Origin of the sequence: Nocardioides proteolyticus (assembly GCF_051280635.3) — a bacterium.
Lineage (GTDB): Bacteria > Actinomycetota > Actinomycetes > Propionibacteriales > Nocardioidaceae > Nocardioides.
In genome coordinates this window covers 182762-208118 of the sequence record NZ_JBNBPO030000002.1, presented here as the reverse complement: position 1 = coordinate 208118, position 25357 = coordinate 182762, and the positions used below count along the sequence as shown (strand labels likewise).

The window sequence follows — 25357 nt, the reverse complement described above, 5'->3', positions numbered from 1 at the left end:
AGTCGTCGAATGGCTACGCGATGCGACTGATGCTTGTCGCTGGGGACGTCGGGAAGGCGCGATGCCCGACAGTATTCGAGGCAAGGCTTGTCGGCGGCGCCTGAAAGTTTTCGACCGTCGTTGACACGGCAGGCCTCCGGACGGTGGCTGAGCCGGGCTTCGCGCTTCCTACAGCGTGGCCACGGTTGTCATGACCAGTGTGCCGGCGGCACGATCCGCACGGACTGCGCGGAACAACGTCTCCTGGTCGCTGCGGACCAGCGAGTCGTCCTGCTCGAACACCAGTCGGTGCCCATCGAGCTGTGCGAGGTCATGCACGATCTGCTCCAAGCAGCGTCCACGCGCTACCCGCGCGTCGGACACCGCGCTCGCGTCGTAACACATCGACCCGGATCAGCAATGCGGTCACGGTGGACAGAACTCGCCCTTTGCGTGAATCCCGTTCCTTCGCGAAGTGAAGTCGCGACTGCCTGGGCAACAGCAGGCTGCGCATCGCTGTTCGCGCGCGCGCAAGCTCTCGCGGCTCGAGAATCGCCGCTAACACGAGCAGACCCCGAACCTTGGTCTCGTCGGCGAACGCGTGCACCGGCATGGGAGGTCGACCATGACCGTCGGCACCGACTGATTCGGGCGGCTCGGCTGCCTCCCGAGGCCTCCGGTTCTATGCGGCGATCCATGCGACTATCCGCCAGGAATCGCAACGGATCCAGAAGTCGCCAGATGCGCATTCAGTCGAGCCGCCGGTCTTCTGATCTGCGCCAACGTAAGGTTCTTCAACACACCTGGAAGTGCGTCAGTGCAACCGGTGGGCAACCCACGTCCCAGAGGACGGCCGCCGGCGCATCAGTCGTCGGGGTCGTAGCCGAGGTTGGGCGAGAGCCACTTCTCCGTCTCGGTGACGCTCCAGCCCTTCCGAGCCGCGTAGTCCTCGATCTGGTCGCGGCCGAGCCGGCCCACCACGAAGTACTGCGACTCCGGGTGGCTGTAGTAGATGCCGGAGACGGCCGCGCCCGGCCACATCGCCATCGACTCGGTGAGCTTGATCCCGGCGTTCTGCTCCACGTCGAGCAGGGACCAGATGGTCTCCTTCTCGGTGTGGTCGGGGCATGCGGGGTAGCCCGGCGCCGGACGGATGCCGCGATAGCGCTCCGCGATCAGGTCGTCGTTGCTCAGCTGCTCGTCGGAGTAGCCCCAGAACTCGGTGCGGACCCGCTGGTGGAGCCGCTCGGCGAAGGCCTCGGCCAGGCGGTCGGCAAGCGCCTCCACCATGATCGCCGAGTAGTCGTCGAGCTGGTCGCGGAAGGCCTTGACCCGCTCGTCGAGACCGATGCCCGCGGTCACCGCGAAGGCGCCGACGTGGTCGCGGACGCCCGACTCGACCGGCGCGACGTAGTCGGCCAGCGAGCGGTTGGGGATGCCGCCTCGGTGCTCGCCCTGCTGGCGGAGCTGGTGAAGCGTCGCCCGTACGTCGCCGCGCGTGTCGTCGTCGTAGACGAGGACGTCCTCGCCGGTGCTCGCGGCCGGGAACAGCCCGTAGACGCCGTTGGCGGTCACCCACTTCTCGGCGATCATCTGGTCGAGCATTGCCCGGGCATCGTCGAACAGCTTGCGGGCCGCGTCGCCGGTGACCGGTGAGTTGAGGATGTCGGGGAACTTGCCCTTCATCTCCCAGGCGTTGAAGAACGGCTGCCAGTCGATGTACTCGCGCAACTCCGCCAGGTCGTAGTCGTGGAGGACGTGCACGCCCGTCTCGCGTGGCGCCGGCGCGTCGTAGCCGGTCCAGTCGATCGGGCTGCGATTGGCGGTGGCCGCCTCGAACGACAGGAGCTTGCGCTCCGACTTGCCGGCGTGGCGGGTGCGCAGCGAGTCGTAGTCGGCCTTGGTCGCCTCCAGGAGCGCTGGACGCTGGCGGTCGTCGAGCAGGGCGGCCGCGGTCGGCACGGAGCGCGAGGCGTCCTTGACCCAGACCACGGGGCCGTCGTACTTGGGGTCGACCTTGACGGCGGTGTGGGCGCGAGAGGTGGTCGCGCCGCCGATGAGGAGCGGGATCTCCATGCCGAGGCGCTGCATCTCGGTGGCGAAGCCGACCATCTCGTCGAGGCTCGGGGTGATCAGGCCGGAGAGTCCGATGATGTCGGCCCCGACCTCCTTCGCCGTGTCGAGGATCTTCTGCGCCGGGACCATCACGCCGAGGTCGATCACCTCGTAGTTGTTGCACGAGAGGACCACGCCGACGATGTTCTTCCCGATGTCGTGCACGTCGCCCTTGACCGTGGCGAGCACGATCGTGCCGTTGGTGTCCTTGGCCGTCGCCAGCTCGGGGTTGTCGAGCTTCTCCTGCTCGATGAACGGGATCAGGTAGGCGACCGCCTTCTTCATCACCCGCGCCGACTTCACCACCTGCGGCAGGAACATCTTGCCGGCGCCGAACAGGTCGCCGACGACGTTCATGCCGTCCATCAGCGGACCCTCGATCACCTCGATCGGCCGGCCCCCGCGCGCGGCGATCTCCTGCCGCAGCTCCTCGGTGTCGGCCTCGACGTGGGCGTCCAGCCCCTTCACCAGGGCGTGGGTGATCCGCTCGCCGACGGGCAGGGAGCGCCACTCCTCCGCCTCGGCCTCCGCCTTCTCGCCGGTGCCGCGGTAGCGCTCGGCGATCTCGAGTAGGCGCTCGGTGGCCGCGATCGAGTCGTCGGTGCGGTTGAGCACCACGTCCTCGATCGCGTCGCGGAGCTCGGCGTCGATGGTGTCGTAGGGGACGAGCGCGCCGGCGTTGACGATGCCCATGTCGAGCCCGGCCTCGATCGCGTGGTACAGGAACACGGCGTGGATCGCCTCGCGGACCGCGTTGTTGCCGCGGAAGCTGAACGAGACGTTCGAGATCCCGCCGGAGACCTTCGCGCCCGGCAGGTTTTGCTTGATCCAGCGGGTCGCCTCGATGAAGTCGACGCCGTAGCCGGCGTGCTCCTCGATGCCGGTGGCCACGGCGAAGACGTTGGGGTCGAAGATGATGTCCTCGGGCGGGAAGCCGACCTGGTCGACCAGGATCCGGTAGGCCCGCTCGCAGATTGCCTTGCGGCGCTCGAGGTTGTCGGCCTGTCCGTCCTCGTCGAACGCCATCACGACCGCGGCGGCGCCGTACTTCTTGCACAGCCGGGCCTGCTCGAGGAATTTCTCCTCGCCCTCCTTGAGGGAGATGGAGTTGACGATCGGCTTGCCCTGGACGTTCTTCAGACCGGCCTCGATCACCTCCCACTTGGAGGAGTCGATCATCAGCGGCACCCGGCTGATGTCCGGCTCGCTGGCGACCAGCTTGAGGAACCGGTCCATCGCGGCGACGCCGTCGATCATGCCCTCGTCCATGTTGACGTCGATCACCTGCGCGCCGGCCTCGACCTGCTGAGCGGCCACCGAGAGGGCGGTGTCGTAGTCGCCGTCCTTGATCAGGTTGCGGAACCTGGCCGACCCGGTGATGTTGGTGCGCTCGCCGACGTTGACGAAGAGGCTGTCGTCGGTGACGGTGAACGGCTCCAGCCCGGAGAGCCGCAGCGCCGGCCGTACGTCGACGGGCTCGCGCCCGGCGCGTCCCTCCATCACCCGGGCGATCTCGCCGATGTGGTCGGGCGTGGTGCCGCAGCAGCCGCCGACCATGTTGACGTAGCCCGACTCGGCGAACTCCACGAGCACCGCGGCGGTGTCGGCGGGCGCCTCGTCGTACTCGCCGAAGGCGTTGGGGAGTCCGGCGTTGGGATAGGCGGAGACGAAGGAGTCGGCGAGCCGGGAGAGCTCGGCGATGTAGGGCCGCATCTCCTTGGCACCGAGGGCGCAGTTGAGGCCCACGGCCAGCGGCTCGGCGTGCCGGACGGAGTCCCAGAACGCCTCGGTCACCTGGCCGGACAGCGTCCGGCCGGACGCGTCGGTGATGGTTCCGGAGATCACGACGGGCCAGCGACGGCCCGCCTCCTCGAACAGGCACTGGACCGCGAAGATCGCGGCCTTGGCGTTGAGCGTGTCGAAGATGGTCTCGATGAAGAGCAGGTCGCTGCCGCCGTCGACCAGGCCACGGGCTGCGGTGAGGTAGGCGTCGACGAGGTCGTCGTAGGAGACGTTGCGCGCGGCGGGGTCGTTGACGTCGGGGCTGATCGACGCGGTGCGGGTGGTGGGGCCGAGCGCGCCCGCGACGTAGCGCTTGCGGCCGGAGGCGGCGCTGACCTCGTCGACGACCCGGCGGGCCAGCCGGGCCGACTCGACGTTGAGCTCGTAGGAGAGCTCCTCCATGCCGTAGTCGGCGAGCGAGATGGCGTTGGAGTTGAACGTGTTGGTCTCGATGACGTCGGCGCCGGCCTCGAGGTACTCGCGGTGGATGCCCGCGATGATCCCCGGCTGGGTGATGGAGAGCAGGTCGTTGTTGCCCTGCAGCTCCGAGGGCCAGTCGGCGAAGCGCTCGCCGCGGTAGCCGGCCTCGTCGGGCCGGTCGCGCTGGATGGCGGTGCCCATGGCGCCGTCGAGGATGACGATCCGCTCGCGCAGGAGCGCCGTGAGCTCCTCGGTGGCGTCGGGCTGCCAGTGCCTGGTGTCGGGCTTGTCCTGAGCCATGTCACATCCTTCCGTCACGGAAGGCGCCCTTGGTGGTCCGGCCGAGCGTGGCGGAGGGCCCCCTCTGGGCTCCTCCGTTGCAACGCCTCTCGGCTGCGACCGATCCTACTCGGACCAGGCCACTAGGCTCAGCATCGTGATGGAGATCGAGACGGTCCCCGAGCTGGTCCGGCCCGTGGTGCTCGCCGCGTTCGAGGGCTGGAACGACGCCGCGGAGTCGGCGACCGCCGTGATCGACCACCTGATGAAGGCCTGGGACGCCAAGGTCGTCGCCGCGATGGATCCCGAGGACTTCTACGACTTCCAGGTCAACCGGCCCAGCGTCGGCATCGACGACCACGGCTTCCGCAAGCTGACCTGGCCCAGCACGCACGTGGCCGTGGCCGCTCCCCCGGAGCTCGACCGCGACGTGATCCTGATCCGTGGCATCGAGCCCAACATGCGCTGGCGGCAGTTCACCGCCGAGCTGCTGGCGACCGTCGACGACCTGGGCGGAGAGCTCCTCGTGACGCTGGGGGCGCTGCTGTCCGACAGCCCGCACACCCGGCCGATCCCGGTCTCGGGATCGGCCACCGAGCCCGAGCTCCTCGAGCGCCTGTCCCTGGAGCAGTCGACCTACGAGGGCCCCACGGGCATCGTGGGCGTCCTGCAGGACGCCTGCGTGAAGCTCGACATGCCGGCGGTGTCCTACTGGGCGGCCGTGCCGCACTACGTGGCACAGCCGCCGTGCCCGAAGGCCACCCTCGCGCTCCTCGGCCGCCTGGAGGAGCTGCTCGAGTCGGCGCTGCCGCTCGGCGACCTGCCCGAGGAGGCGCGGGCGTGGGAGCGCGGGGTCGACGAGCTCGCCGCCGAGGACGAGGACATCGCCGAGTACGTCCGGGAGCTGGAGGAGTCGCGCGACACGACCGAGCTGCCCGAGGCGTCGGGCGAAGCGATCGCCCGCGAGTTCGAGCGCTATCTCAAGCGCCGCAACGAGGACGGGTGACCGTCCCCGGACAGCACACCTAGACGGCGAGCCCGAGCGCGGAGTCCAGCACGGGGAGCAGCGTCGCCGCGGCGTCCGGGTCACTGGTGTCGGCCAGCCCCTCGGTGCCGAGGGTCGCTCGCACCCAGGCGTCGACCGCGGCGGTGGCGCGCGGCGCGTCGAGGTCGTCGGCCAGTGCGGCGAGGACCTCGTCGACGACGGGCCCGGACGGGGCGCCTGCCCCGAGCGCGAGGGCGCGCCTCCAGTCGGCCAGGTCGTCGACGGCCTGCCACAGCTGGGTGTCGGTCCACTCCCAGTCGGCCCGATAGTGGTGGCGGAGCAGGGCGAGGCGGATGGCCATCGGGTCGATGTCGCTGTTGCGCAGCGCGGAGACGAAGACCAGGTTGCCCAGGGACTTCGACATCTTCTCGCCGTCGTAGGCCACCATCCCGGCGTGCGTGTAGCTGCGGGCGAACGGCTCCCCCGTGGCGACCTGGACGTGACCGGCGCACATCTCGTGGTGCGGGAACACCAGGTCGCTGCCGCCGCCCTGCACGTCGAAGGGGGTGCCGAGGTGGCTGCGCGCGATCGCGGCGCACTCGATGTGCCACCCGGGTCGGCCCCGGCCGAAGGGGCTCTCCCACGACGGCTCGCCGTCGCGCTCACCGCGCCAGACGACGCAGTCGAGCGGATCCTTCTTGCCGGGCCGGTCGGGATCGCCGCCGCGCTCGGCGAACAGCCGGAGCATCGTCTCCCGGTCGTAGCCGGACTCGCGGCCGAACGCCGGGTCCGCGGTCACCGAGAAGTAGAGGTCGTCCTCGACCCGGTAGAGGGAGCCGGTGGCCTCCAGCTCCTCGATCAGCGCGATCACCAGCGGGATCGACTCGACCGCGCCGACCAGCTCGGCGGGCGGCAGCACGCGCAGCGCCTCCATGTCCTTGCGGAACAGCTCGGTCTCCCGCTCGGCCAGCTCGACCCAGTCGACGCCGACCTTGGTCGCCCGCTCGAGCAGCGGGTCGTCGACGTCGGTGACGTTCTGCACGTAGCGGACGTCGTGGCCCGCCGAGCGCCAGGCGCGGACCAGGAGGTCGAACGCCAGGTAGGTGTTGGCGTGGCCGATGTGCGTCGCGTCGTACGGCGTGATGCCGCAGACGTAGAGCCGTGCCGGGCCGTCGGGGCGCGTCTGGGTCGTGCCGCCGGAGGCGGTGTCGTGGAGGACGACGGGCGGGCCGGTGACCGGCAGCACCGGGACGTCCGGTGCGTTCCATGCGCGCATGGGCCGATCGTAGTTCCTGGCCCGAGCCGTCCCTCGCGGCGGTCCGCGGGGCTGCTCGCGGCGGCGGGATCAGAACGGCGGCCAGGGAATGGGCGGCCAGTCACCGCTGGGGCCCGGGAGCCGTCCCGCCTCGAGCAGCCGCTCCGCACGGCGCTCGAGCGCGCCGACCTCGAGGTCGGTGAGGTGCACCGTCAGCTGGTCGCCGAGCTCGCCCCGCAGGTCGGCCAGCACCGAACCCACCACCGCGGTCTCCTCTGACGTCAGCGGCGTGCCGGCCCAGCCCCAGAGCACGGTGCGCAGCTTGGGCTCGTGGTGCAGGGTGACGCCGTGGTCGACGCCGTACCGGTGCCCGCCCGGCATGGCGAGGACGTGCCCGCCCTTGCGGTCGGCGTTGTTGACGAGGACGTCGTAGACCGCGAGCCGGCGGAGCTCCCGAGTGTCCTCGTGCACCAGGACCACGGGACGGTCCCGGTCGTCGATGCCCTCCACCACCTCGAGCCAGCCCTCCGGCGAGGTGCCGGCGGGCAGCAGGGTCACGGCGTCCTGGTCGGGGTCGACCTGCTGCCACTCCTGGAGCATGCCGGGGCCGTGCGGCCCCTCACCCCACCAGGTGCGCGGGACCAGGTCCCACCCGGTGGCCACCGCGACCAGGTAGGCCGCCACCTCCCGGTCGGCGAGCGTGCCGTCCGGGAAGTCCCACAGCGGGCGCTCACCGGCGACCGGCTTGTAGACCACCTCGCGGCCCTCGAGCTCGCCGAGGAAGGTGGCGTTGGAGGCCGGCATGATCCGGCCCTTCAGGGTCAGCGCGGCCACGGGTCCCCCGCCGCCCCGCTCACGGGTCGCGACGCCGGAAGCCGTTGGCCCGAACGCAGAGGTGGCCCTCGGGGTCGATCGGCTGGCCGCAGAACGGGCACGGCGGGCGACCGGCGCCGATGACCGACTCCGACCGCTGCACGAAGGAACGGGCGTAGCCGGGCTCGAGCCGCACGAGGAGCACCTCCGCCGGCTCCTCCTCCGCACCGAGCTCGACCGGCTCCTCCCCCACGGGGAAGACCTCGATCACGACCCGCTCGTCCTCGGGGTCCCAGGACAGCGTCATGGTGCCCGCCCGGAACTCCTCCTCGATCGGCTGGTCGAGCGGTTCGTCGTCCTGCAGGTCGAGTGGCGCCACGGCCGGCACCACCGCCTCCGTCGACCCGTCGGCCATCACCTCGTCGAGCAGCTCGTCGATCCGCTGGGCGAGCGCGGCGACCTGTTGCTTCTCCAGCGCCACCGACACCACGCGTGCGCCGTCGCGGGCCTGGAGGAAGAAGGTGCGGTCGCCCGGCTCGCCGACGGTGCCGGCGACGAAGCGCTCGGGCGGGTCGAATCCGTGCACGATGGGCATGACCACAGCCTAGGAGGCGGCACCACCGGGACCGGCGCCACCGCCGACCACCGCGCCGGACGTACGTCGCCGCGACCGCTTCCCGGGCCGGGGCGCCAGCCACGACAGGTCCCCGTCGTGGGTGTTGCTGGCCAGCACGTAGGGCCGGTCCGGGGCGTAGCGGACCACGGAGATGGAGGCCGGGTCGACGTGGATCCTCTGGAACAGGTCGAGGTGCAGCCCGAGAGCGTCGGCCAGGAGTGACTTGATGATGTCGCCGTGGCTGACGGCCACCCAGACCGCGTCCGGGCCGTGCTCGGCCTCGACGCCTGCATCCAGGCGCCGGACGGCGGCGACGGCGCGGTGCTGCATGGCGACGAGCGACTCGCCGCCCGGGAAGGCGGCCGCGGAGGGCTGCTGCTGCACCACTCGCCACAGCTTCTCCTTGGCCAGCTCCCGGATGGGGCGCCCCTGCCATTCGCCGTAGTCGCACTCGGCCAGCGCCTTGTCCGCGGTCGCGGTGGTCACCGGGTGGCCCGCGGCCTGCTGTGCACGTCCCACCGCCCTGGCCGTCTGCCGGCAGCGCTCCTGCGGGCTGGTCACCAGGGCTGCGATCGGGACCGCGGCGATCCGCGCCCCCGCCCGGTCGGCCTGCTCCGTGCCCCGCTCGTCGAGCCGCACGCCGGCGAGCCGTCCGGCGAGGATGCCCGAGGCGTTGGCCGTGGTGCGACCGTGCCGGAGCAGGAGCAGGGTGGCCATGGCGGCGAGCCTAGTGGGCGGACGGCTGCCGCCGATCTACCGTCGGGCCGTGATCGTCGACAGCGCGGTGTACCGCGACGGCCGCCGGCTCCCCGGAGGGCACCGCGACCATGACTTCGTCGCGATGCGGGAGGCGGCCAGCCACGGCAACGACTTCGTCTGGGTGGGGCTCCACGAGCCCGACCAGGCGGAGCTCGACGAGGTCGCGGCGGCGTTCGGGCTGCACCCGCTCGCGGTCGAGGACGCGGTGGTCGCGCACCAGCGCCCCAAGCTGGAGCAGTACGACGACAGCCTGTTCCTCGTCCTCAAGACCCTCTGGTACGTCGACGCGGAGGACGCCGTCGAGACCGGCGAGATCAACCTGTTCATCGGTCCCGACTTCGTCATCACCGTCCGCCACGGCCAGGGGTCGTCGCTGCGGGACGCCCGCCACGCACTGGAGGGCCAGCAGGCCGTGCTCGACCACGGGCCGTCGGCGGTGGTGTACGCCGTCTGCGACGCCGTGGTGGACGGCTACACCGCGGTCGTGGCCGAGCTCCAGGTCGACGTCGACGAGGTCGAGACCTCGGTCTTCTCCGACCAGCGGACCAACGACGCCGACCGGATCTACACCCTGAAGCGCGAGCTCGCGGAGGTCCGCCGGGCGGTGCTGCCGCTGCGTGACCCGATGCGTCGCTTCGCCGTCGGGGTGGTGCACCTCGTGGCGGAGGAGTCGGCCCCCTTCTTCCGCGACGTCAGCGACCACCTCCAGCAGGCCGCGGAGGAGATCGACTCGCTCGACGGCCTGCTGTCGACCGCCTTCGAGGCGCACCTGGCACGGGTGGCCGTCCAGCAGAACGACGACATGCGGAAGATCTCCGCCGGGATCGGGCTCGCGGCGGTGCCCACCCTGGTCGCCGGGATCTACGGCATGAACTTCGACCACATGCCCGAGCTGCACTGGACCCTCGGCTACCCGTTCGCGATGCTGCTGATGCTCGCCAGCTGCGGTGCCCTGCTCTGGTTCTTCAAGCGCTCCGGCTGGCTCTAGCCGCGACCGGCCGAGAGCCGATCAGAGCCGGTCACGAGCTCAGGACGCCGAGGCCCAGCAGCACCAAGACCCCGGAGCCGAGCAGCACCCGGTAGATGACGAACGGCGCGTAGGAGTGCGTGGTCACGTAGCGCAGCAGCCACGCGATGGCGGCGTACCCGACGACGAACGAGACCACGGTGGCCGTGATCGTCGGGCCCCACCCGTAGTCGTTGCCGCCGTGCGGTATCTCCTGCAGCTCGAAGATCCCGGCCCCGACCACGGCGGGGATGGCGAGCAGGAACGCGAACCGGGTGGCGGCCTCCCGGTCGTAGCCCAGGATCCGGCCCATCGAGAGGGTGGCGCCGGAGCGGGAGACGCCGGGGACCAGCGCCATCGCCTGGGCGCCGCCCATGAGGAGCGCGTGCCGCAGGGTCAGCTGCTTGATCTGGCGGTCGTTGCGCCCGCGCCGGTCGGCGATCCCGAGCACGACGCCGAGCACGATCAGGGTCACACCGATGATCCACAGGTTGCGGAAGTCGCTCTCGATGACGTCCTTGAGCAGGACGCCGAGGATCACGATGGGCAGCGAGCCCACGATGACGTACCAGCCGAGCCGGGCGTCGACGTGGCCGCGGTACTCCGGCTTCACCAGGGAGCGGGTCCAGGTGGAGGCGATCCGCCAGATGTCCTTGCGGAAGTAGAGCAGCACGGCGAGCTCGGTGCCGATCTGGATCACGGCGGTGAACGCCGCGCCGGGGTCGCCCCAGCCGAACAGCTCGGGGAAGATCCGCAGGTGGGCGCTGCTCGAGATCGGCAGGAACTCGGTGAGCCCCTGGAGGATGCCGAGGAACACGGCCTGCAGGAAGTCCGCCACGAGGGTGGATCCTAGGGCCGCCCCGGCGTGCCCGGGCACGCGACCCGTCGGCGGCCGGATACCTTGTGGCGCATGCAGGAGCGGTCGGTCGGTGCCTCAGGGCTGAAGGTGTCGCGCCTCGGCCTCGGACTGATGACGTGGGGCGCCACGACCGACGAGCACGAGGCCCGCGACCAGCTCGTCGCGTTCGTCGACGCGGGAGGCACCCTGCTCGACACCGCCCACGCCTACGGCGGTGGGGCATCGGAGGAGCTGCTCGGCCGGCTCCTCGGCGACGTCGTCCGGCGCGACGACGTGGTGCTGGCGACGAAGGCGGGCTTCGGCGAGCGCCGCGGCAGCTGGTCGTACGACGCCTCGCGCGGCAACCTCCTCGCCAGCCTCGACCGCTCGCTCCGGCGTCTCGGCGTGGACCACGTCGACCTCTGGCAGGTGCACGTGTGGGACGACGCCACGCCGCTCGAGGAGACCCTCTCGGCCCTCGACGTGGCCGTCAGCAGCGGGCGCGCGGCCTACGTCGGCATCTCGAACTACGCCGGGTGGCAGACCGCCCAGGCGGCGACGTGGCAGCGGGCCGTGCCGGGCCGGGCGACGATCGCGAGCACCCAGGTGGAGTACTCCCTGGTCAACCGGGACATCGAGGAGGAGGTGCTCCCCGCGGCGCAGGCGTGCGGCGTGGGGGTATTGGCCTACTCCCCGCTCGGCAAGGGGGTGCTGACCGGCAAGTACCGCAACGGCATCCCGTCGGACTCCCGCGGCGCGTCGGAGCGGTCGGCCACGGTGGAGGCCTACCTCGACGACCGCAGCCGGGGCGTCGTGGAGGCGGTGGTCCGGGCGGCCGACGGTCTCGGCTGGACGCCGACCGAGGTGGCGCTCGCGTGGGTGCGCGACAGTCCGGGCGTCACGGCGCCCATCGTGGGCGCGCGCACGACCGCGCAGCTCAAGGCCGTCCTCGGGCTGGACGCCAAGGAGCTGCCCGCGGAGATCCGGGCCGCGCTCGACGACGTCTCCGGCGGTGTCCGATGAGCAGGTCGCACCTGCGCCCCGGGCTGATGCGGGGCCTGGGCCGCGGCGTGGAGTGGGAGTTCGACCAGGTCACCTTCGAGCGCGAGTTCTCCCGCAACATGGTGACCAAGCTCCTCGTCGAGCGGGCCGAGCACGGCGGCTGGGAGCTCGACCGGGTGCGGATCGGTCCGGACGGCAAGCGCCGCGTGGTGCTGCGCCGCAAGATCATCCGGGTCGTGCGGACGGCCTGAGGGCTCTCAGACCTGGTCGAGGAACCGGTCGAGCACGCGCGTGCCGAACTGCAGCGCGTCGACCGGCACCCGCTCGTCGACGCCGTGGAAGAGCGCGGTGAAGTCGAGGTCCTCCGGCAGCCGCAGCGGGGCGAACCCGTAGGCCCGGAGCCCCAGCCTGTTGAAGTGCTTGGCGTCGGTGCCGCCGCTCATCAGGTACGGCGCCACGACGGCGTCGGGATCCTCCGCCAGCAGGCTCCTGGTCATCGCGTCGACCAGCGGACCGTCGTACGGCGTCTCCCAGGGCGGCTGGTTGGAGACGAAGTCGATGTCGATGCCCTCGCCGGTGAGCTCGGCGAGGGTCTGGAAGAACTCGTCCTCGTAGCCGGGCAGGAAGCGGCCGTCGACGTGGGCGGAGGCCTCGGTGGGCACGACGTTGACCTTGTAGCCGGCGTCGAGCATCGTCGGGTTCGTCGAGTTGCGCAGCACCGCGCCCAGCATCCGCGCGGCGCCGCCGAACTCCTGCACCAGGTCGAGGGCGTTGTCCGGGGTCGGCTCGGTCCCGGCGAGGTCGCCGACGGCGGCCAGCAGGGTCCGCATCGTCGGGGTCAGCCGCACCGGCCACTCGTGGGCGCCGATCCGGGCGACGGCGGCGGCGAGCCGGGTCACGGCGTTGTCGTCGTTGACCATGGAGCCGTGGCCGGCGCGGCCGCGCGCGGTCAGGCGCATCCAGGCCATGCCCTTCTCGGCGGCCTCGATGAGGTACAGCCGCCGGCCGCGGATCGTGGTGCTGAAGCCGCCGACCTCGCCGACCGCCTCGGTGCACCCGTCGAACCACTCCCGGTGGTCGCGCATCAGGACCTCGGCCCCCTGGTGCCCGCCGGCCTCCTCGTCGGCGGTGAAGCAGAGCACCACCGGGCGCTCGGGGACCCGGCCCTCCCGCTGCCGGGCACGGACGGTCGACAGCAGCATCGCGTCGAAGTCCTTCATGTCGACCGCCCCTCGCCCCCAGACGTAGCCGTCCTGGACCTCGCCGCTGAACGGGTGCACCTGCCAGTCCTCGGCAGCGGCGGGTACGACGTCGAGGTGGCCGTGCAGCAGCAGCGCGTCGCTCCGCGGGCCGGACGGGCCGGAGCCGGCTCCGCCCCAGCGGGCGAGCACGTTCGCTCGCCCGGGCGCCGTCTCCACCACCTCGGCGGCGATGCCGACCTCGTCGAGCAGCCCGGCGACGTACTCGGCCGCCTTGCGCTCCCCCGGCCCGTCGTCGTTGCCGTAGTTGGAGGTGTCGATCCGGATCAGCTCGCGGCAGATCTCGACGACCTCGCCCGCCACGTCGGGGGCGCCTGGCTGCGGCTGAGCGTCCATGCGGCCATGGTCGCACGCCCGGCCACACCGGCGGCCGGGCGCGTCACCGGGTGGTCGTCAGCGGATCTGCTCCAGGAAGCCGGCGACGTGGACCCGGAGGTCGGCGGAGAGCCGCGAGAGCTCCAGCGAGGCGCCGGTCATCTCGGTGGCACCGGTGCTGGTGGCTGCCGTCGAGTCGCCGATGGCGCCCATGTCGCCGGTGACGCCGGCGACCGCGCTCGCCGCCTCGGTGGTCGTGCGGCTGAGCTCCGCCGCGGCCTGCCGCTGCTCGCCGACGGCGCCGGCGATGGCCCCGACGTTCTCCCCCATCCCGCGGACCGCGGCGGCGATCGTCTCGATCGCGTCGACCGCGGCGCCCGTCGCGGCCTGGATGGCGTTGACCTGCTGCTCGATGCGGCTGGTCGCGTCGGCGGTCTCGGACGCGAGGGTCTTCACCTCGGACGCGACCACCGCGAAGCCCTTGCCGGACTCCCCGGCCCGAGCAGCCTCGATCGTCGCGTTCAGCGCGAGCAGGCGGGTCTGGCTGGCGACCTGACTGATCATGCCGACGACCTCGCCGATCTCCTGCGACGCCGACGCGAGGCTCTGCACGGTCGACCGCACCTCGTCGGCCTCCTGCACCGCCCGCATGCCCGCCTGATTGGACTGGTCGGTCTGCTCCTCGATCGACCGCACCGTGCTCACCAGCTGCTCCACGGCGGCCGCGGCGACCGTGACGGCCTGCGACGCGGTCTGCGCGTTGTCGGTGACCTGCGCGGTGCGGTCGGCGGTGCCCTCGGCCGTCGCGGCGAGGCTGCGCGAGGACGCCTCCATCTCCGCCGACGCGGCAGCCACCTGGTCGGAGAGCCCGAGCACGGCTGTCTCGAAGGCGTCGGCGAGCTCCTTGCGGCGCGTCTCCTGCTCGGCGAGCTGCTCGTGGGTCTCGGCCATCGCGCCGATGGCGGAGTTGATGGTCCGGGCGCCTGCCCGGAAGGAGCCGAGCATCCCGCGGACGAGGAACCGGCGGTAGAACTTGGCCTCGCTGGCGAACTCGAGCGACGCCGAGGACTCGCGCACGTAGGCGTCCGTGCGGTCGAGCAAGCCGTTGAGCGCCTCTCGGACCGCGACGAGGTCCGGGTCGTCCCCCACGACGGGCAGCCGCGGCTCGAGGTCCCCGGCACCGGCCGCCCGGCACAGCTCGGTGACGGCGCGCAGCGCCGCGCGGTAGCGCGCCAGCTCCGCGTGGACGTCGTCCTCCGGCGCCGGCTCGAGGACCCGGGCGTCGATCACGGCGGTCATGCGGCCACCTCCTGCGACAGCGCCCAGACGAACTCGTCGTAGGTCGTGCCGGCCTCGGCGAGCTCCCGCTCCAGCAGGGCCGCCCCGGCGGCGGTCGCCTCGCGCGCGCCGGGGTGGCGACGCTCCTCGGCGCTCAGCCGCGCGTAGAGGCTCCGGATCGAGGCGACCGACGCGCGGTCCGCCGTACGACGGTTCGAGTGGTAGCCCACGATGGCGCCGGTCGCGTCGAAGGTGGGTGTGACGTGGGCGAGCACCCAGTAGTGGCCGCCGTCGGCGCTGAGGTTCACGACGTAGGCGAAGATCTCGCGACCGGCGGAGATGCGGTCCCACAGCAGCCGGAAGACCGACCGTGGCATGTCCGGGTGCCGGATCACGTTGTGCGGCTGACCGAGCAGATCCTCCTCGGCATAGCCGCTGATCTCCACGAACAGGCTGTTGACGTAGGTCAGCCGTCCCTGGAGGTCGGTCTTCGACACGATGATCTGGTCCGGCCGGAAGGTCTTCTCGACCCCGGTCGGTCTGATCGACGACGCACGCATGGTCACTCCCATTCCCTGGGCCCTCGCTGGGCCCTTCGTCCCACCGGGCGCATCGGCACCGGCGCCGCGGGCCGTAGCGGGCGGCCGGGACTGGTGACCTTGGTCCCGGGACGGGTCGTCAGTCCGGAGGGGACGAGATGGTGACGGCAGGCACTGCGCGGTAGTCACGGCCGTCGAACCGCGCGGTCCGCTGCTGGTACTCCGTCACCGTCCCGGGCCAGTTCGTGGTGATCCGGCCGCTCGGCTCGCGGTACCAGCTGGAGCAGCCGTTCCAGACGCTGTGGGCCAACCGGTCCTGCACCTCGCGGTCGAAGGCGTCGAGCACCTCCTCGCGCAGGTCGAGCGGCGCACGCCGCGCCCCCATCTCGGTGACGGCCCCGACGATGTAGCCGGCCTGTGCCTCCAGCATCCCGATGATCGAGGAGCCGCCCAGGTTGGTGTTGGGGCCGTAGACGATGAAGAAGTTGGGGAAGCCCGGCACGCTGATGCCGAGGTGGGCTCGGGCGCCGTCGTGCCAGGCTTCGCCGAGCGACCGGCCGTCCGTGCCATGGACCTGCATCGGGGCGAGGAACTCGGTCGCCGCGAAGCCGGTGCCGAGGATCAGCACGTCGAGCTCGTGCAGCCGGCCGTCGGCGGTACGGACGCCACCGGGCTCGACGGCGGCGATCCGGTCGGTGACCACGTCGACGTGGTCACGGGTCAGTGCCGGGTACCAGTCGTTGGAGAAGAGCAGGCGCTTGCACCCGATCGGGTAGTCAGGCACCAGCTTCTCCCGGAGCGAGGCGTCCTTGACCTGGTGGCGGAGGTGCAGTCGCCAGGCCCGGTGGAGGACATCGGTCAGCCGGCCGTCGGAGTCCAGGGCCTTGTTGAGCTGCTCGGTCAGCTGGAACACACCGCGACGGACGACGCCGTGGATGCGCGGGACCCGCTCGAAGAGCCGCTTCTGCCAGTCGGCGTAGGTCCGGTCGGCCTTCGGCACGACGTACGGCGCCGAGCGCTGGAACACGCTGAGGGCAGCCACGTCGTCGACGATCGCCGGCACGAACTGGATGGCGCTCGCGCCGGTCCCGATCACGCCGACCCGCCGGCCGCGCAGGTCCACGTCGTGGTCCCAGGTCGCGGAGTGGAAGCTCGGGCCGGCGAACGACGCGAGACCCGGGATCGCGGGCACCGAGGGCCGCGACAGCTGGCCGACCGCGGACACCAGGACGTCGCCGACGAGCTCCTCGCCCGTGGTCAGCCGCACCCGCCACTGCAGGGTGTCGCCGTCCCAGTCGGCCCGCTCGACCTCTGCACCGGTGCGGACCAGGTCGCGCAGCCCCTGCCGCTGCGCCTCGGAGCGGATGTAGTCGAGGATCTCCGGCTGGCGCGCGTAGCGGTGCGACCAGTCGTGCTTGGCGGCGAACGACCACGAGTAGAGGGAGGACGGCACGTCGCACGCCGCGCCGGGGTAGACGTTGTCGCGCCACACGCCGCCCACGTCCTCGGCGCGCTCGAGGATGGTGATGTCGGTGATGCCGGCCTCGCGGAGGTGGTGGGCCACGCCCAGGCCACCGAACCCGGCGCCGACCACGATGACCGAGGGCAACCTGTCGTCCGTCATGGCGCCACGCTAGGGACCGCAGTGCCCCAGGATCCAGCGACGGGCGGACAGGCGATCCATAATTCCGGCCATGCTGTCGTTCGAGCCGCCGGCGACCCGGACCTGGACCTTCCCGCGCAGCGTCGCGGGCACCGCCCTGCTCGTGGCCGAGGGCGAGGAGCGCGGCGTCCCGGCGGCGCGGCTGCTCGCCGGCTCCGGGCTCACCGCGCGCGACCTCGCCGCCCACCAGCGGGAGGTCACGGCGGAGCAGGAGCTCCGGGTGATCCGCAACCTCCTGGCGGCTACGCCGGGCGCGACCGGGGTGCGGGTCGGAGCCCGCTACCACGCCTCCACCTTCGGGCCGCTGGGCTTCGCGCTGCTCAGCAGCCCCACCCTGGGCGACGCCGCCAACCTCGCACTCCGGTTCATCGACCTGAGCTTCACCTTCACCATCCCCTCCGCCCGCGTCGAGGGCGACGAGGTGGTCGTCGGTGTGGACGACCGCGGGGTGCCGTCGGACGTCCGGCGATTCCTGGTCGAGCGGGACCTCGCCGCGATCTGGACGGTGCTCCGCGAGATCGCCGGAGGTCGGCCGCGCCTGCGGTCGGTGGCGCTGCCCTTCTCCCCCGCGCCGCCGGCGGACTACCGCGCCGCGTTCGGCGCCGTCCCCGTCTGGGAGGAGGGCGGTCACGGCGCGGTGCTGCGCTTCGACGCGGCGTGGTTGCGGGAGCCCCTCCCCCAGGCCAACCCGCACGCCTGCGCCATGGCCGAGGAGCTGTGCCGCGACGTCGTCTCGCCACGGCGGCACCGCGGCGGCATCGCGCAGCAGACCCGGGTGCTGATCGCCCAGCGGCTGGAGGACGGTGCACCGATGTCGGAGGTCGCGACCGCGCTCGGCCTGAGCGAGCGCTCGCTGCGCCGCCGTCTCGGCGAGGCGCGCACCAGCTACCGCGCGCTCCTGGACGACGTCCGCAGCACGATCGCCGAGGACCTCCTGGCCGATCCGGCCCTGCCGGTCGAGGAGGTCGCCCGCCGGCTCGGCTACGCAGAGGCGACGAGCTTCACGGTCGCCCACCGCCGGTGGACCGGCCGGACGCCGCGAGCGGCCCGTCGCTGACGTCGCGCCACGAGACGGCCGGCTCCGCCCCCGCGCCGGCTCCGGCTGCGCCGAGGTCGGTCGCGACGGCGAGCAGCCGGGCGATGTCGGCGGCGAGGTCGATCCCGAGCCGCGGGTCGGCAGGGTCGGTCAGCAGCACGTCGTAGAGCCCGGCGTAGTGGGCGTCCTTGCGGCTGAGGGTGCCGGTGTAGCCCGCGTGCGCCCGCACCCGGCCGTCCTCGACCAGCAGCCCGGTCATGGAGGTGTGGTCCATCCGCAACTGCACCCGCCCGCCGCGGAAGTCCAGCACCGTCTGCTTGCTGCTGTCGCCGGCCAGCCAGTTGGCCACGAGCAGGCTCGTCCCGCCGTCGTGGGCGAGGGTGGTGAGCGAGCGGAACGGCTCGTGTGACGCGTCGACCACCTCCCATCCCACCGTGAACCCGGCGAGCAGGCTCAGCTGGTTGGGCCCGGAGTCGACCCAGGGCGAGACATAGCTGGCGAGCTGGCCGGGGTCCTTCCCGGCGTAGGGGTCGTTGAACACCGAGAGGATCCGCTCCGGCGGCCCCCAGTCAGGGCGGGCGGCCGCCTGGTCGCGCGCCCAGGTCACCTCGGGCGAGAAGGCGAAGTGGTGCGCGACCGACAGCCGCCGCCGGAGCGTGGGATCGGCGTCCTCCAGGGCTCGGATCGCGGTCAGGTCCCGGGCGAGCGGCTTCTCGCACAGCACGCGCGCCTCGCTGCCGGCCAGGACCTCACGGACCAGGCCCGGGTGCGTGTCGGTCGGGGTGGCCACCACCACGAGGTCGTGCTCGACGCGCGCGGCCAGCGCGGCGTCGTACGACGGCCAGACGGGGAACGGGTGATCCGCTCCGCCGCGCGGCTCGACGCCGCCCACGACGACGGTGTCGTGGCGTCCGGCGAGCACCGTCAGATGGGTGCGGGCGATGGTGCCCAGGCCGACGACCAGGACACGGGTGCTCACGCGAGCATCAGCGGTCGGCGCTTCCCTCGTGGTAGTCCAGGAGCACCGCCAGGTCGTCGGAGGGGCTGAGGTCGGGGTCCTCGCCGAAGATCCCGGAGTAAGCCCAGTCGAGGTCTGTCCACTCGTCCATGGCCCCATCGTGCACCCACGCGGCCCCGCGTGCACGCATTCTGAGCGAACGACCCACAAGGAAAGCCGGCGCCCGGGTCGAGCACCGCCTGCCCCGCCGACTCGACGCTGGCGACAGCCATTCCCCCGGTTCGACCCGCGGGCAGAGGTAGCCTCGACGAGGAAGAGGGACGAGGAAGGTGGACAGGACGCAGAAGTGGCACGCGCGCATCCCCCTGACCGCCGCTGCGGCGATCGGGCTGACCGCTCTCGCCGTACCCCCATCGGTGGGCCGCACGGCTGCCGCGCCCCCGACGTGTGACGGAAAGCCCGCCACCATCGTGCTCACCAACGCCAACATCGACACCTATTGGGACGACCGGTCATCGGGCTGGCAGGTCGACGGCACCGATGGGGACGACGTCATCGTCTCGGAGGTCAGCCGGGCGGGCAGCGACCAGGGCGGGTTCGGAGACATCCGCGTCACTGGCCGGGCCGGCGACGACACCATCTGTTCGAGCGACGTGGCTCCGGTGCCGGGCGACGACACGGACCCGGCGTTCTACCCGGTGACCTTCGTACTCGAGGGCGGCCCTGGCAGTGACACGCTCGTCGGCAGCGCCGGCTACGAGCGATTCGACCACTACCCCGACTCGTCTGGAGGCGTCGACACGTTGCGGGACGTGGGCGGCGAGAACTCCGTCTGGCAGCAGCGCGAGTCGGCGAGTCACGCCCCATCGCCCGTCCGGATCTCCGTGCCGAACCGCACCATCACCGGGGTCGGCACCGACATCCGCTGGGTCGGGGACTTCCGCTCCTTCCTCGTCGAGCGCGACAGCGAGTTCGTCGGCGGGCCCGGGCCAGAGTTCCTCTACGTCCACGGGCCCGGCAGCACAGCGGATATGGGCGGCGGTGACGACCGGCTCCGGATCGAGGCCGACGGTCCACACGAGATCGACATGGGCGAGGGGAACGACGAGGTCACCGTTGCCCGCGCAGCTGCGGAACCAGGCGTGGACGGTGATCCGGAGGTTGAGCTCGGCACCGGCCACGACCGGATCTACTTCGCGTCGGAAGTCACCGTTCGCGGCGGCAGCGGCAACGACACCTTCTACCCCTCCTGGATTCCCGGCGACGACGGGCTTCGCGGTGACGTGCACGGCGGCTCCGGCACCAATCGGGTCAACCTCGCCCACGTCGGCACCAGCGTGAAGGCGTACCTCGACCACGGCTTCGCAGCGTGGGGCGACAGCCGGATCACGATGCTCCTCGTCGGCCGGGCGACCGGCACCCGGTACGCCGACGTGCTCGCTGGCGACGCGGCGGCCAATCAGCTCAGTGGCAACGCCGGCAACGACCGAATCGTCGGACGCGCCGGAGACGACCGCCTCGCCGGTGACTCCGGCCGTGACCGTGCCGAGGGCGGGCCAGGCGCAGACCGGTGCCAGGCGGAGATCCGGTCCGGCTGCTGAGCCGCGACCGCCCTCCTCGCCGGACCCCACTGCCGGTGACCGGCCCGCCCGGTGGCACGATCGGAGGCCCGAGGAGAGGACTCGACGTGACGCAACCGGGTCGGGAGGGTCGCGACCGGCGGGAGCTGTCCCCTGCGGCTCGCTGGGTCTCCATCGCCGTGGTCGCCATCGGGCTGCTGCTGATCGGCGTGCGGATCGCCGACACCGACCGCAGCACCTACGACTACGTGATCACCATCTTCTGGGCCGTGCTCGTCGCCCTGCACGCCCACCGCCTCTGGACGCACCGGCGCTGACGGATCGTCGGTCTCCCTTGCGATAGCCCGGTGTCGGCTGTGGGAGTTCATGCCCTTGCTCGAGAAGGCCACCAGGACGTTCGTCCCGAGTGTCTCGTATCAGCCGCCTCGGTGCCTCGGGCGCATACAGAATCGAGCTTGCACGCGGCTCACCGCGCTCGATCCGCCACCCGGCGGTCGGCCCTGCGACGCCTACCTGCCTCGTCGGCGCACCAACTATGCGGTGACCTGGCCCCGACCAAGGAGACTCCCCGATGTCGTGCCCCAACCTCAGAGCGACGCTGCTCGCCCCGCCCGCCGTTGCTGCGGTGCTGCTGCTGGGAGCCTGCGGCAGCGGCGGCTCGGACGGGGCGGACGGGAACAGCCAGGACAAGACGAGCGGCGTTCCTTCCACCGCCGCCACCGCGCCCGGGGCGGAAGCGGCGCCCGGGCCCCCGGTCTTCACAACTCTCGACTGCGAGGCCCTCGATCCACTCGCTGACGAGATCGCACGCGCGGCGGATGAGGAGCTCTTCGTAGGCCCCGACCCCTACACGTTCGAGTCCAAGCAGAGCTGTGGCTGGAGCGGAAACGATGGGATCAGCTTCGAGGTCGCTGACGCGACCAACGGTGTTGACTTCTACTGGGACTCGCGCGAGGCGTACGAGGCGGATGTCCTGGACAACGCGCTACCTGATGAGAGAGCTGACGTCGAGGCGAGACTGGCTGCACTGACCGACCTTGAGGCAGCGGGCTACTCGTGGGGCTTCGTGGACGCCAGCGATGACCTGCATATGGTGCTTCGTTGGGCACCCGAGCCAGGACAGGACTCCGGGGCGGCCTGTGAGGCGCAGGTGGACGACCTCGGAGCAGACGTCGAGGCCACGGTGGCGGCGTTCACCGCCTTCTGCACCGCCGCCTTGGAGCAGGCGATCTCGTCGTAGCGGCTTTCGCAAGCGGGAGTCCCGGACGGCCGTCGAGCCGCTGCAGGACCCGGCCACCAAGTGGGCCGTGGAGGTGCCCTAGGCAGCCGCCCTGGGCACAACGCTGTCCTACCTACTGGTGTCCGAGGGGGGACTTGAACCCCCACGCCCTGATACGGGCACTAGCACCTCAATGCAGCCTCGTGGTTCTCCCTACGTGGCCGTCAGTGGCTTCAAGAACGCTACGAGCGCTCCCGGAGTCCGTGACGTAGCCCATTGTGACTTGTAGTTCTCGAGAATATGTGCCCGAAAGTGTGGCCACCTTGGTGACGGGGGGACTCTCGCCCGCTCGTGGCGTACCAAGACGCAACTGGTCGTGGAGATGGGCCGTAGCATCAACCGACCAGCCCCGAAGAGCGGTCCTCGCCACAGGTCGACATCCTCGACGCAACAGACCGTTTCTGCATAGCCTCCCGGGTTTCGCTGCTACCTTCGCGCCATGTCCTCGGGTGATGACTTCGGGTCCGCGTCTGACGCTCAGCGAGATCCTCCGCCTCCACCCCCAGGTCCTCCGCCGTCTTCTTCGGCGTCACCTCCACCTGCCCCGTCCCCGCCATCTCCGCCCGCAACGCGGGCGAACTTCGAGACGCTGACCGTGAAGGTCGTTCGCGGGCGCGAGGCGCATAAGATCGCCGAGATGCAAGCTCAGGGGTGGGAGTTGTTCTCTCAGAGCGAGGGCATCTCTTTGCGCCGAGAGTTGCGGTTCCGGCGCGTGAAGAAGCCGATATCGTTCGGCGACAGACGACTGCTCGCGGTGATCGCCGCCTTCTTCGCTGTCGTGATCGTCGGCGGATTCGCCGTGGCCGCGCTGGCGGGGAGTGAGGACGATCCGAGCTCGTCGTCGCCAACGACGGCTGGCGACGCCACGAGCCAAGTCGAGCGGGACGCAGAGACTGAATCCACTGAGGAACCAACCACGGCCGCTCCGTCGTCAGGGACCCCGAGCCCATCTGAGGCGCCCGAAGACAACCCTGACCAGGCGATCACGCCGCGAAACAACCCAGATTTCGCGGCGTTGTTGAAGGGCGACTATTGCGACAAAGCGATTGCCCGCTTCGCCGACGCCAATGCGGGCCGGGCGGTCGAGTTCAACGGTTCGATAGTCAACATGCTCCCCGTCGATGGCCACGACACCCGCTTCGACATCCTGGTCGGCCCCGGCAACAAGGGACCGATGACGAGCGTTGGCCCTGCCTTCAAGTTCGCGGACGTAAGTGTGCTCGACCTAAACCTGTCCGGTGACGTTTCCGACTACGTTGAGCCCGGACAGAGGTACTCCTTCACCGCTGAGGTGGGCGAATACGATCCGGACACCTGCCTCTTCTACCTCCGCCCTATCGAAACAAGGTCGCGCTAAGGAAAGCGCACTGGAAATATGTCCTCCGGTCCGCGCGGCGCATAGGGCCTACCATTCGGGCGGGCCGCTGTCAGCCGGTTCACCGGTCGGCTCACGGTCGCGATGCAGAGCGGCACGAGGAGGACCAGCGGGCGTTGACAACCTTCGTTCCGTGCCGCAGCGGAGCTCGAAACGCCCGGGATCTCTGCGGTGGGAAGAGCCTGCCTTCCGCTGACTGAATCACCCCGGGTTTCGTGGAGGCTCGGTTACTTGGAACCAGCCCCGCTCGGGTCGGGACGGGCGTTTCAACGTAGTCGGTGATGTTGTTCGTGGCCCAGTGGCTGGCCTCGAACTCGGCGGGCTGGACGAGACCGATCTCGCCATGAAGGCGACTGTGGTTGAACCAGTCGACGTACTCGACGACGGCCATCTCGACATCGGTTACCGACTTCCAGCCGCCATTGGGTCGCATGACGGGGTTGCGGATGCACTCTGCCTTAAGAGCGAGTTGAGCACTTCGGCCATCGCGTTGTCGTAGGAATCGCCCTGGAACCGACGGACGCGACGGCCTCGGCCTCGGCGAGCCGCTCGGTGTAGCGAATCGCTCGATACTGGCTGAACTCAACGATCCGAGTGATGCGTCAGACCGGTGACATCTTGGCCGGCTCGCTGGCGAGTCCACAGGCCCATGTCGAGGGCATCCAACGCCAGATCGGTGCGCAGTGACGTGGACACCTGCCAGCCCACGATCGTCCTCGAGTAGACGTTCAGGACCAACGCGACGTAGATCCGCCCGGCGTGTGTTCTGACGTAGGTCAGATCGGCGACCCACAGCTGGTTCGGCGCGGTCGCGACGAACTTGCGCTTCACCAAGTCTTCGGGCCGCTCGGTCTCTGCGCCGTCACCGATGGTGGTCTTGCCGGTCTTCTCCCGAGGGATCCCGCGTAGGCCCTCGGCGCGCATCAGCCGCTCCACGGTGCACCGGCGACCCTGACGCCTTGGCGGTTGAGCTCGGAGTGGACCTTCCTCGCGCCTTAGACGCCGAGATTGGTCTTGTGGGCTGTCTTGATGTCCTCGACCAGTTCGGCGTCGCGGATCGCGCGTGCCGAAGAGGTCTGGTCCTGGCGGCGTAGTAGCTGCTCGGGGCGATCTGCACGCCGGCGTCCTTCAGCACAGCGCAGATCGGCTCGACCCCAACCTCGCGCCCATCGACCACGTCGGGGCCATGATCGTCGATGTAGGCCACTACTTGCTGGTGGGGCGGTCGAGCTCCGCCGCGAAGAAAGCCGCCGAGGTCTTCAAGATGTGGTTGGCCCGCCGCAGCTCGCGGACCTCGCGCTCAAGCTCAGCCAGTCGCTGCGCGTCGCTGGTCGTAGTGCCCGGACCCCGCCGTCGATCTCAGCCTGCCGAACCCAGTTGCGCAACGTCTCCGGATGCATTCCGAGCTGCTCGGCAACCCGAGCGACGCGCCCTGCTTCGTCGCCGGGTCCTGCCGGAGCTCCACTGCCATCCGAGTGGCCCGCTCACGCAGCTCGTCGAGGTACTTCCTGGGTGCCGCCACGACTCTCGTCCTCCATGGGTTGAGAGCTTCCATCAGACCCGGGGCGATTCAGTCACGACGTGTGCCGCGCCAGATGACCGGATAACCAATCCGGCTGGCCCGGACGCCCGGCACCATTCGATTCAAGGGTTGGGGCGACCTTCGGCCCGATCCTGTCCCAGTCTCCTCAGTGAGATCGCTGGGCGGGGAGAAAGAGAACTGTGCCCGCACCAATGAGGCCGAGCAGCAGAAGTGCGTCACGACGCGCGTTGCTCTCCTCCGCTTGGACGGAGAGAAGCTCGAGGTACTCGTTGGTGGTCCAACCGTTCACCACCTGCTGCTGTGGCGCGCCGGAGGTCTCCGAGTTGTTCCGGTCATCGCGGTCCTCTATCTGCTCCCGCATACGGTCGTAGTCCGAGGGGCCCATGCCGAAGAAAAGCCCGAGCGCAATGAAGACGAGTACGATGGCAGCGGCTGTACGGGGCGCCTTGAAACCACTTTGCGCGCTGTCCGACGTTCTGCTCGACGGTGTCTCACTACCCGAGACTAGGGATCCACCACTCGGCGCGCGCTCGTTGCGAGAAGCATTGGGGTGAGGAGTCGTTTGCCTAGATTTTTTCTCTGGATTGGCGGCCAAGTACGCGTCCATCGCCTTTTGCGACCGCTCCGAGCGTTGAGGTTTTTCCCTTTCATCTTCCATGACGAAGAGCGTAGGCACGACACGC

23 protein-coding genes and 1 pseudogene are annotated in these 25357 nt (G+C 70.7%); 9 read left to right on the top strand and 15 right to left on the bottom strand.

The features are described from left to right. Positions 1-168 precede the first annotated feature (168 nt). The gene (locus tag ACPOLA_RS02190) at positions 169-330 is read right to left on the bottom strand and encodes a hypothetical protein (protein WP_435768747.1); all 162 of its coding nucleotides are present in this window, start codon (positions 328-330) and stop codon (positions 169-171) included. Positions 331-843: 513 nt separating this feature from the next. Then, the gene (gene metH, locus ACPOLA_RS02185; protein WP_435768746.1) at positions 844-4596 is read right to left on the bottom strand and encodes a methionine synthase; all 3753 of its coding nucleotides are present in this window, start codon (positions 4594-4596) and stop codon (positions 844-846) included. 139 nt (positions 4597-4735) lie between these two features. On the opposite strand from metH, the gene ACPOLA_RS02180 reads away from it, so the two are divergent. Further along, on the top strand, positions 4736-5581 hold the full coding sequence (locus ACPOLA_RS02180; RefSeq protein WP_435768765.1) for a PAC2 family protein: 846 nt from the start codon (positions 4736-4738) through the stop codon (positions 5579-5581). A 19-nt stretch (positions 5582-5600) separates the two neighbouring features. Here the strand turns inward: ACPOLA_RS02180 and mshC are convergent, their stop codons facing one another. The 4 genes from mshC to ACPOLA_RS02160 all read right to left on the bottom strand — a co-directional run bounded on the left by mshC (position 5601) and on the right by ACPOLA_RS02160 (position 8961). Next, positions 5601-6836, bottom strand: a complete 1236-nt coding sequence (mshC, locus tag ACPOLA_RS02175; protein ID WP_435768745.1) for a cysteine--1-D-myo-inosityl 2-amino-2-deoxy-alpha-D-glucopyranoside ligase — start codon at positions 6834-6836, stop codon at positions 5601-5603. 69 nt (positions 6837-6905) lie between these two features. Continuing rightward, positions 6906-7649 (bottom strand): SCO1664 family protein, encoded by a 744-nt coding sequence (locus ACPOLA_RS02170; protein ID WP_435768744.1) that lies wholly within the window; start codon positions 7647-7649, stop codon positions 6906-6908. 19 nt (positions 7650-7668) lie between these two features. Next, positions 7669-8223, bottom strand: a complete 555-nt coding sequence (locus ACPOLA_RS02165; protein ID WP_435768743.1) for a DUF3090 domain-containing protein — start codon at positions 8221-8223, stop codon at positions 7669-7671. A 9-nt stretch (positions 8224-8232) separates the two neighbouring features. Further along, positions 8233-8961 (bottom strand): MSMEG_4193 family putative phosphomutase, encoded by a 729-nt coding sequence (locus ACPOLA_RS02160; RefSeq protein WP_435768742.1) that lies wholly within the window; start codon positions 8959-8961, stop codon positions 8233-8235. 49 nt (positions 8962-9010) lie between these two features. On the opposite strand from ACPOLA_RS02160, the gene corA reads away from it, so the two are divergent. Further along, positions 9011-9991: a magnesium/cobalt transporter CorA gene (gene corA, locus ACPOLA_RS02155; protein WP_435768741.1), complete on the top strand. Its 981-nt coding sequence runs from the start codon at positions 9011-9013 to the stop codon at positions 9989-9991. A gap of 31 nt (positions 9992-10022) precedes the next feature. Here corA and ACPOLA_RS02150 read toward each other — a convergent pair whose 3' ends face one another. Beyond that, the gene (locus ACPOLA_RS02150) at positions 10023-10847 is read right to left on the bottom strand and encodes an undecaprenyl-diphosphate phosphatase (protein ID WP_435768740.1); all 825 of its coding nucleotides are present in this window, start codon (positions 10845-10847) and stop codon (positions 10023-10025) included. A 72-nt stretch (positions 10848-10919) separates the two neighbouring features. On the opposite strand from ACPOLA_RS02150, the gene ACPOLA_RS02145 reads away from it, so the two are divergent. Further along, a complete protein-coding gene (locus ACPOLA_RS02145) occupies positions 10920-11870 on the top strand; it encodes an aldo/keto reductase (protein ID WP_435768739.1) in 951 nt (316 codons plus the stop codon). Beyond that, positions 11867-12100 (top strand): DUF5703 family protein, encoded by a 234-nt coding sequence (locus ACPOLA_RS02140; RefSeq protein WP_435768738.1) that lies wholly within the window; start codon positions 11867-11869, stop codon positions 12098-12100. The genes ACPOLA_RS02145 and ACPOLA_RS02140 overlap by 4 nt, the downstream gene beginning before the upstream one ends. A gap of 6 nt (positions 12101-12106) precedes the next feature. On the opposite strand, the gene ACPOLA_RS02135 is transcribed toward ACPOLA_RS02140, so the two are convergent. The 4 genes from ACPOLA_RS02135 to ACPOLA_RS02120 form a co-directional block, all read right to left on the bottom strand. Further along, a complete protein-coding gene (locus tag ACPOLA_RS02135) occupies positions 12107-13444 on the bottom strand; it encodes a M20/M25/M40 family metallo-hydrolase (RefSeq protein WP_435768737.1) in 1338 nt (445 codons plus the stop codon). 57 nt (positions 13445-13501) lie between these two features. Continuing rightward, positions 13502-14722 (bottom strand): methyl-accepting chemotaxis protein, encoded by a 1221-nt coding sequence (locus ACPOLA_RS02130; protein WP_435768736.1) that lies wholly within the window; start codon positions 14720-14722, stop codon positions 13502-13504. Continuing rightward, positions 14719-15273: a PAS domain-containing protein gene (locus tag ACPOLA_RS02125; protein WP_435768735.1), complete on the bottom strand. Its 555-nt coding sequence runs from the start codon at positions 15271-15273 to the stop codon at positions 14719-14721. The genes ACPOLA_RS02130 and ACPOLA_RS02125 overlap by 4 nt, the downstream gene beginning before the upstream one ends. Before the next feature lie 106 nt (positions 15274-15379). Then, a complete protein-coding gene (locus ACPOLA_RS02120) occupies positions 15380-16864 on the bottom strand; it encodes a flavin-containing monooxygenase (protein WP_435768734.1) in 1485 nt (494 codons plus the stop codon). A 70-nt stretch (positions 16865-16934) separates the two neighbouring features. Here ACPOLA_RS02120 and ACPOLA_RS02115 point away from each other — a divergent pair, with 70 nt between their 5' ends. Beyond that, the gene (locus ACPOLA_RS02115) at positions 16935-17960 is read left to right on the top strand and encodes an AraC family transcriptional regulator (protein ID WP_435768733.1); all 1026 of its coding nucleotides are present in this window, start codon (positions 16935-16937) and stop codon (positions 17958-17960) included. Here ACPOLA_RS02115 and ACPOLA_RS02110 read toward each other — a convergent pair. Both ACPOLA_RS02110 and ACPOLA_RS02105 read right to left on the bottom strand, forming a co-directional pair. Beyond that, positions 17905-18918, bottom strand: coding sequence for a Gfo/Idh/MocA family protein (locus tag ACPOLA_RS02110; protein ID WP_435768732.1), 1014 nt, complete (start codon positions 18916-18918; stop codon positions 17905-17907). The two genes, ACPOLA_RS02115 and ACPOLA_RS02110, sit on opposite strands and share 56 nt — an antisense overlap. A 7-nt stretch (positions 18919-18925) precedes the next feature. Next, the gene (locus ACPOLA_RS02105; protein WP_435768731.1) at positions 18926-19048 is read right to left on the bottom strand and encodes a hypothetical protein; all 123 of its coding nucleotides are present in this window, start codon (positions 19046-19048) and stop codon (positions 18926-18928) included. A 178-nt stretch (positions 19049-19226) separates the two neighbouring features. Between ACPOLA_RS02105 and ACPOLA_RS02100 the strand changes: the two genes are divergently transcribed. The 4 genes from ACPOLA_RS02100 (at position 19227) to ACPOLA_RS02085 (ending at position 23113) form a co-directional block, all read left to right on the top strand. Then, entirely contained in the window at positions 19227-20498 is a 1272-nt protein-coding gene (locus tag ACPOLA_RS02100) for a hypothetical protein (RefSeq protein ID WP_435768730.1), read from the top strand. 86 nt (positions 20499-20584) lie between these two features. Beyond that, positions 20585-20794, top strand: a complete 210-nt coding sequence (locus tag ACPOLA_RS02095) for a hypothetical protein (protein ID WP_435768729.1) — start codon at positions 20585-20587, stop codon at positions 20792-20794. A gap of 254 nt (positions 20795-21048) precedes the next feature. Continuing rightward, on the top strand, positions 21049-21717 hold the full coding sequence (locus ACPOLA_RS02090; RefSeq protein ID WP_435768728.1) for a hypothetical protein: 669 nt from the start codon (positions 21049-21051) through the stop codon (positions 21715-21717). 634 nt (positions 21718-22351) lie between these two features. Next, positions 22352-23113, top strand: coding sequence for a DUF4839 domain-containing protein (locus ACPOLA_RS02085; protein WP_435768727.1), 762 nt, complete (start codon positions 22352-22354; stop codon positions 23111-23113). 313 nt (positions 23114-23426) lie between these two features. Here the strand turns inward: ACPOLA_RS02085 and ACPOLA_RS02080 are convergent. Both ACPOLA_RS02080 and ACPOLA_RS02075 read right to left on the bottom strand, forming a co-directional pair. After that, positions 23427-24686: pseudogene (locus tag ACPOLA_RS02080) on the bottom strand (IS3 family transposase); the annotation flags it as partial. A gap of 133 nt (positions 24687-24819) precedes the next feature. After that, entirely contained in the window at positions 24820-25350 is a 531-nt protein-coding gene (locus ACPOLA_RS02075) for a hypothetical protein (RefSeq protein ID WP_435768726.1), read from the bottom strand. Positions 25351-25357 lie beyond the last annotated feature (7 nt).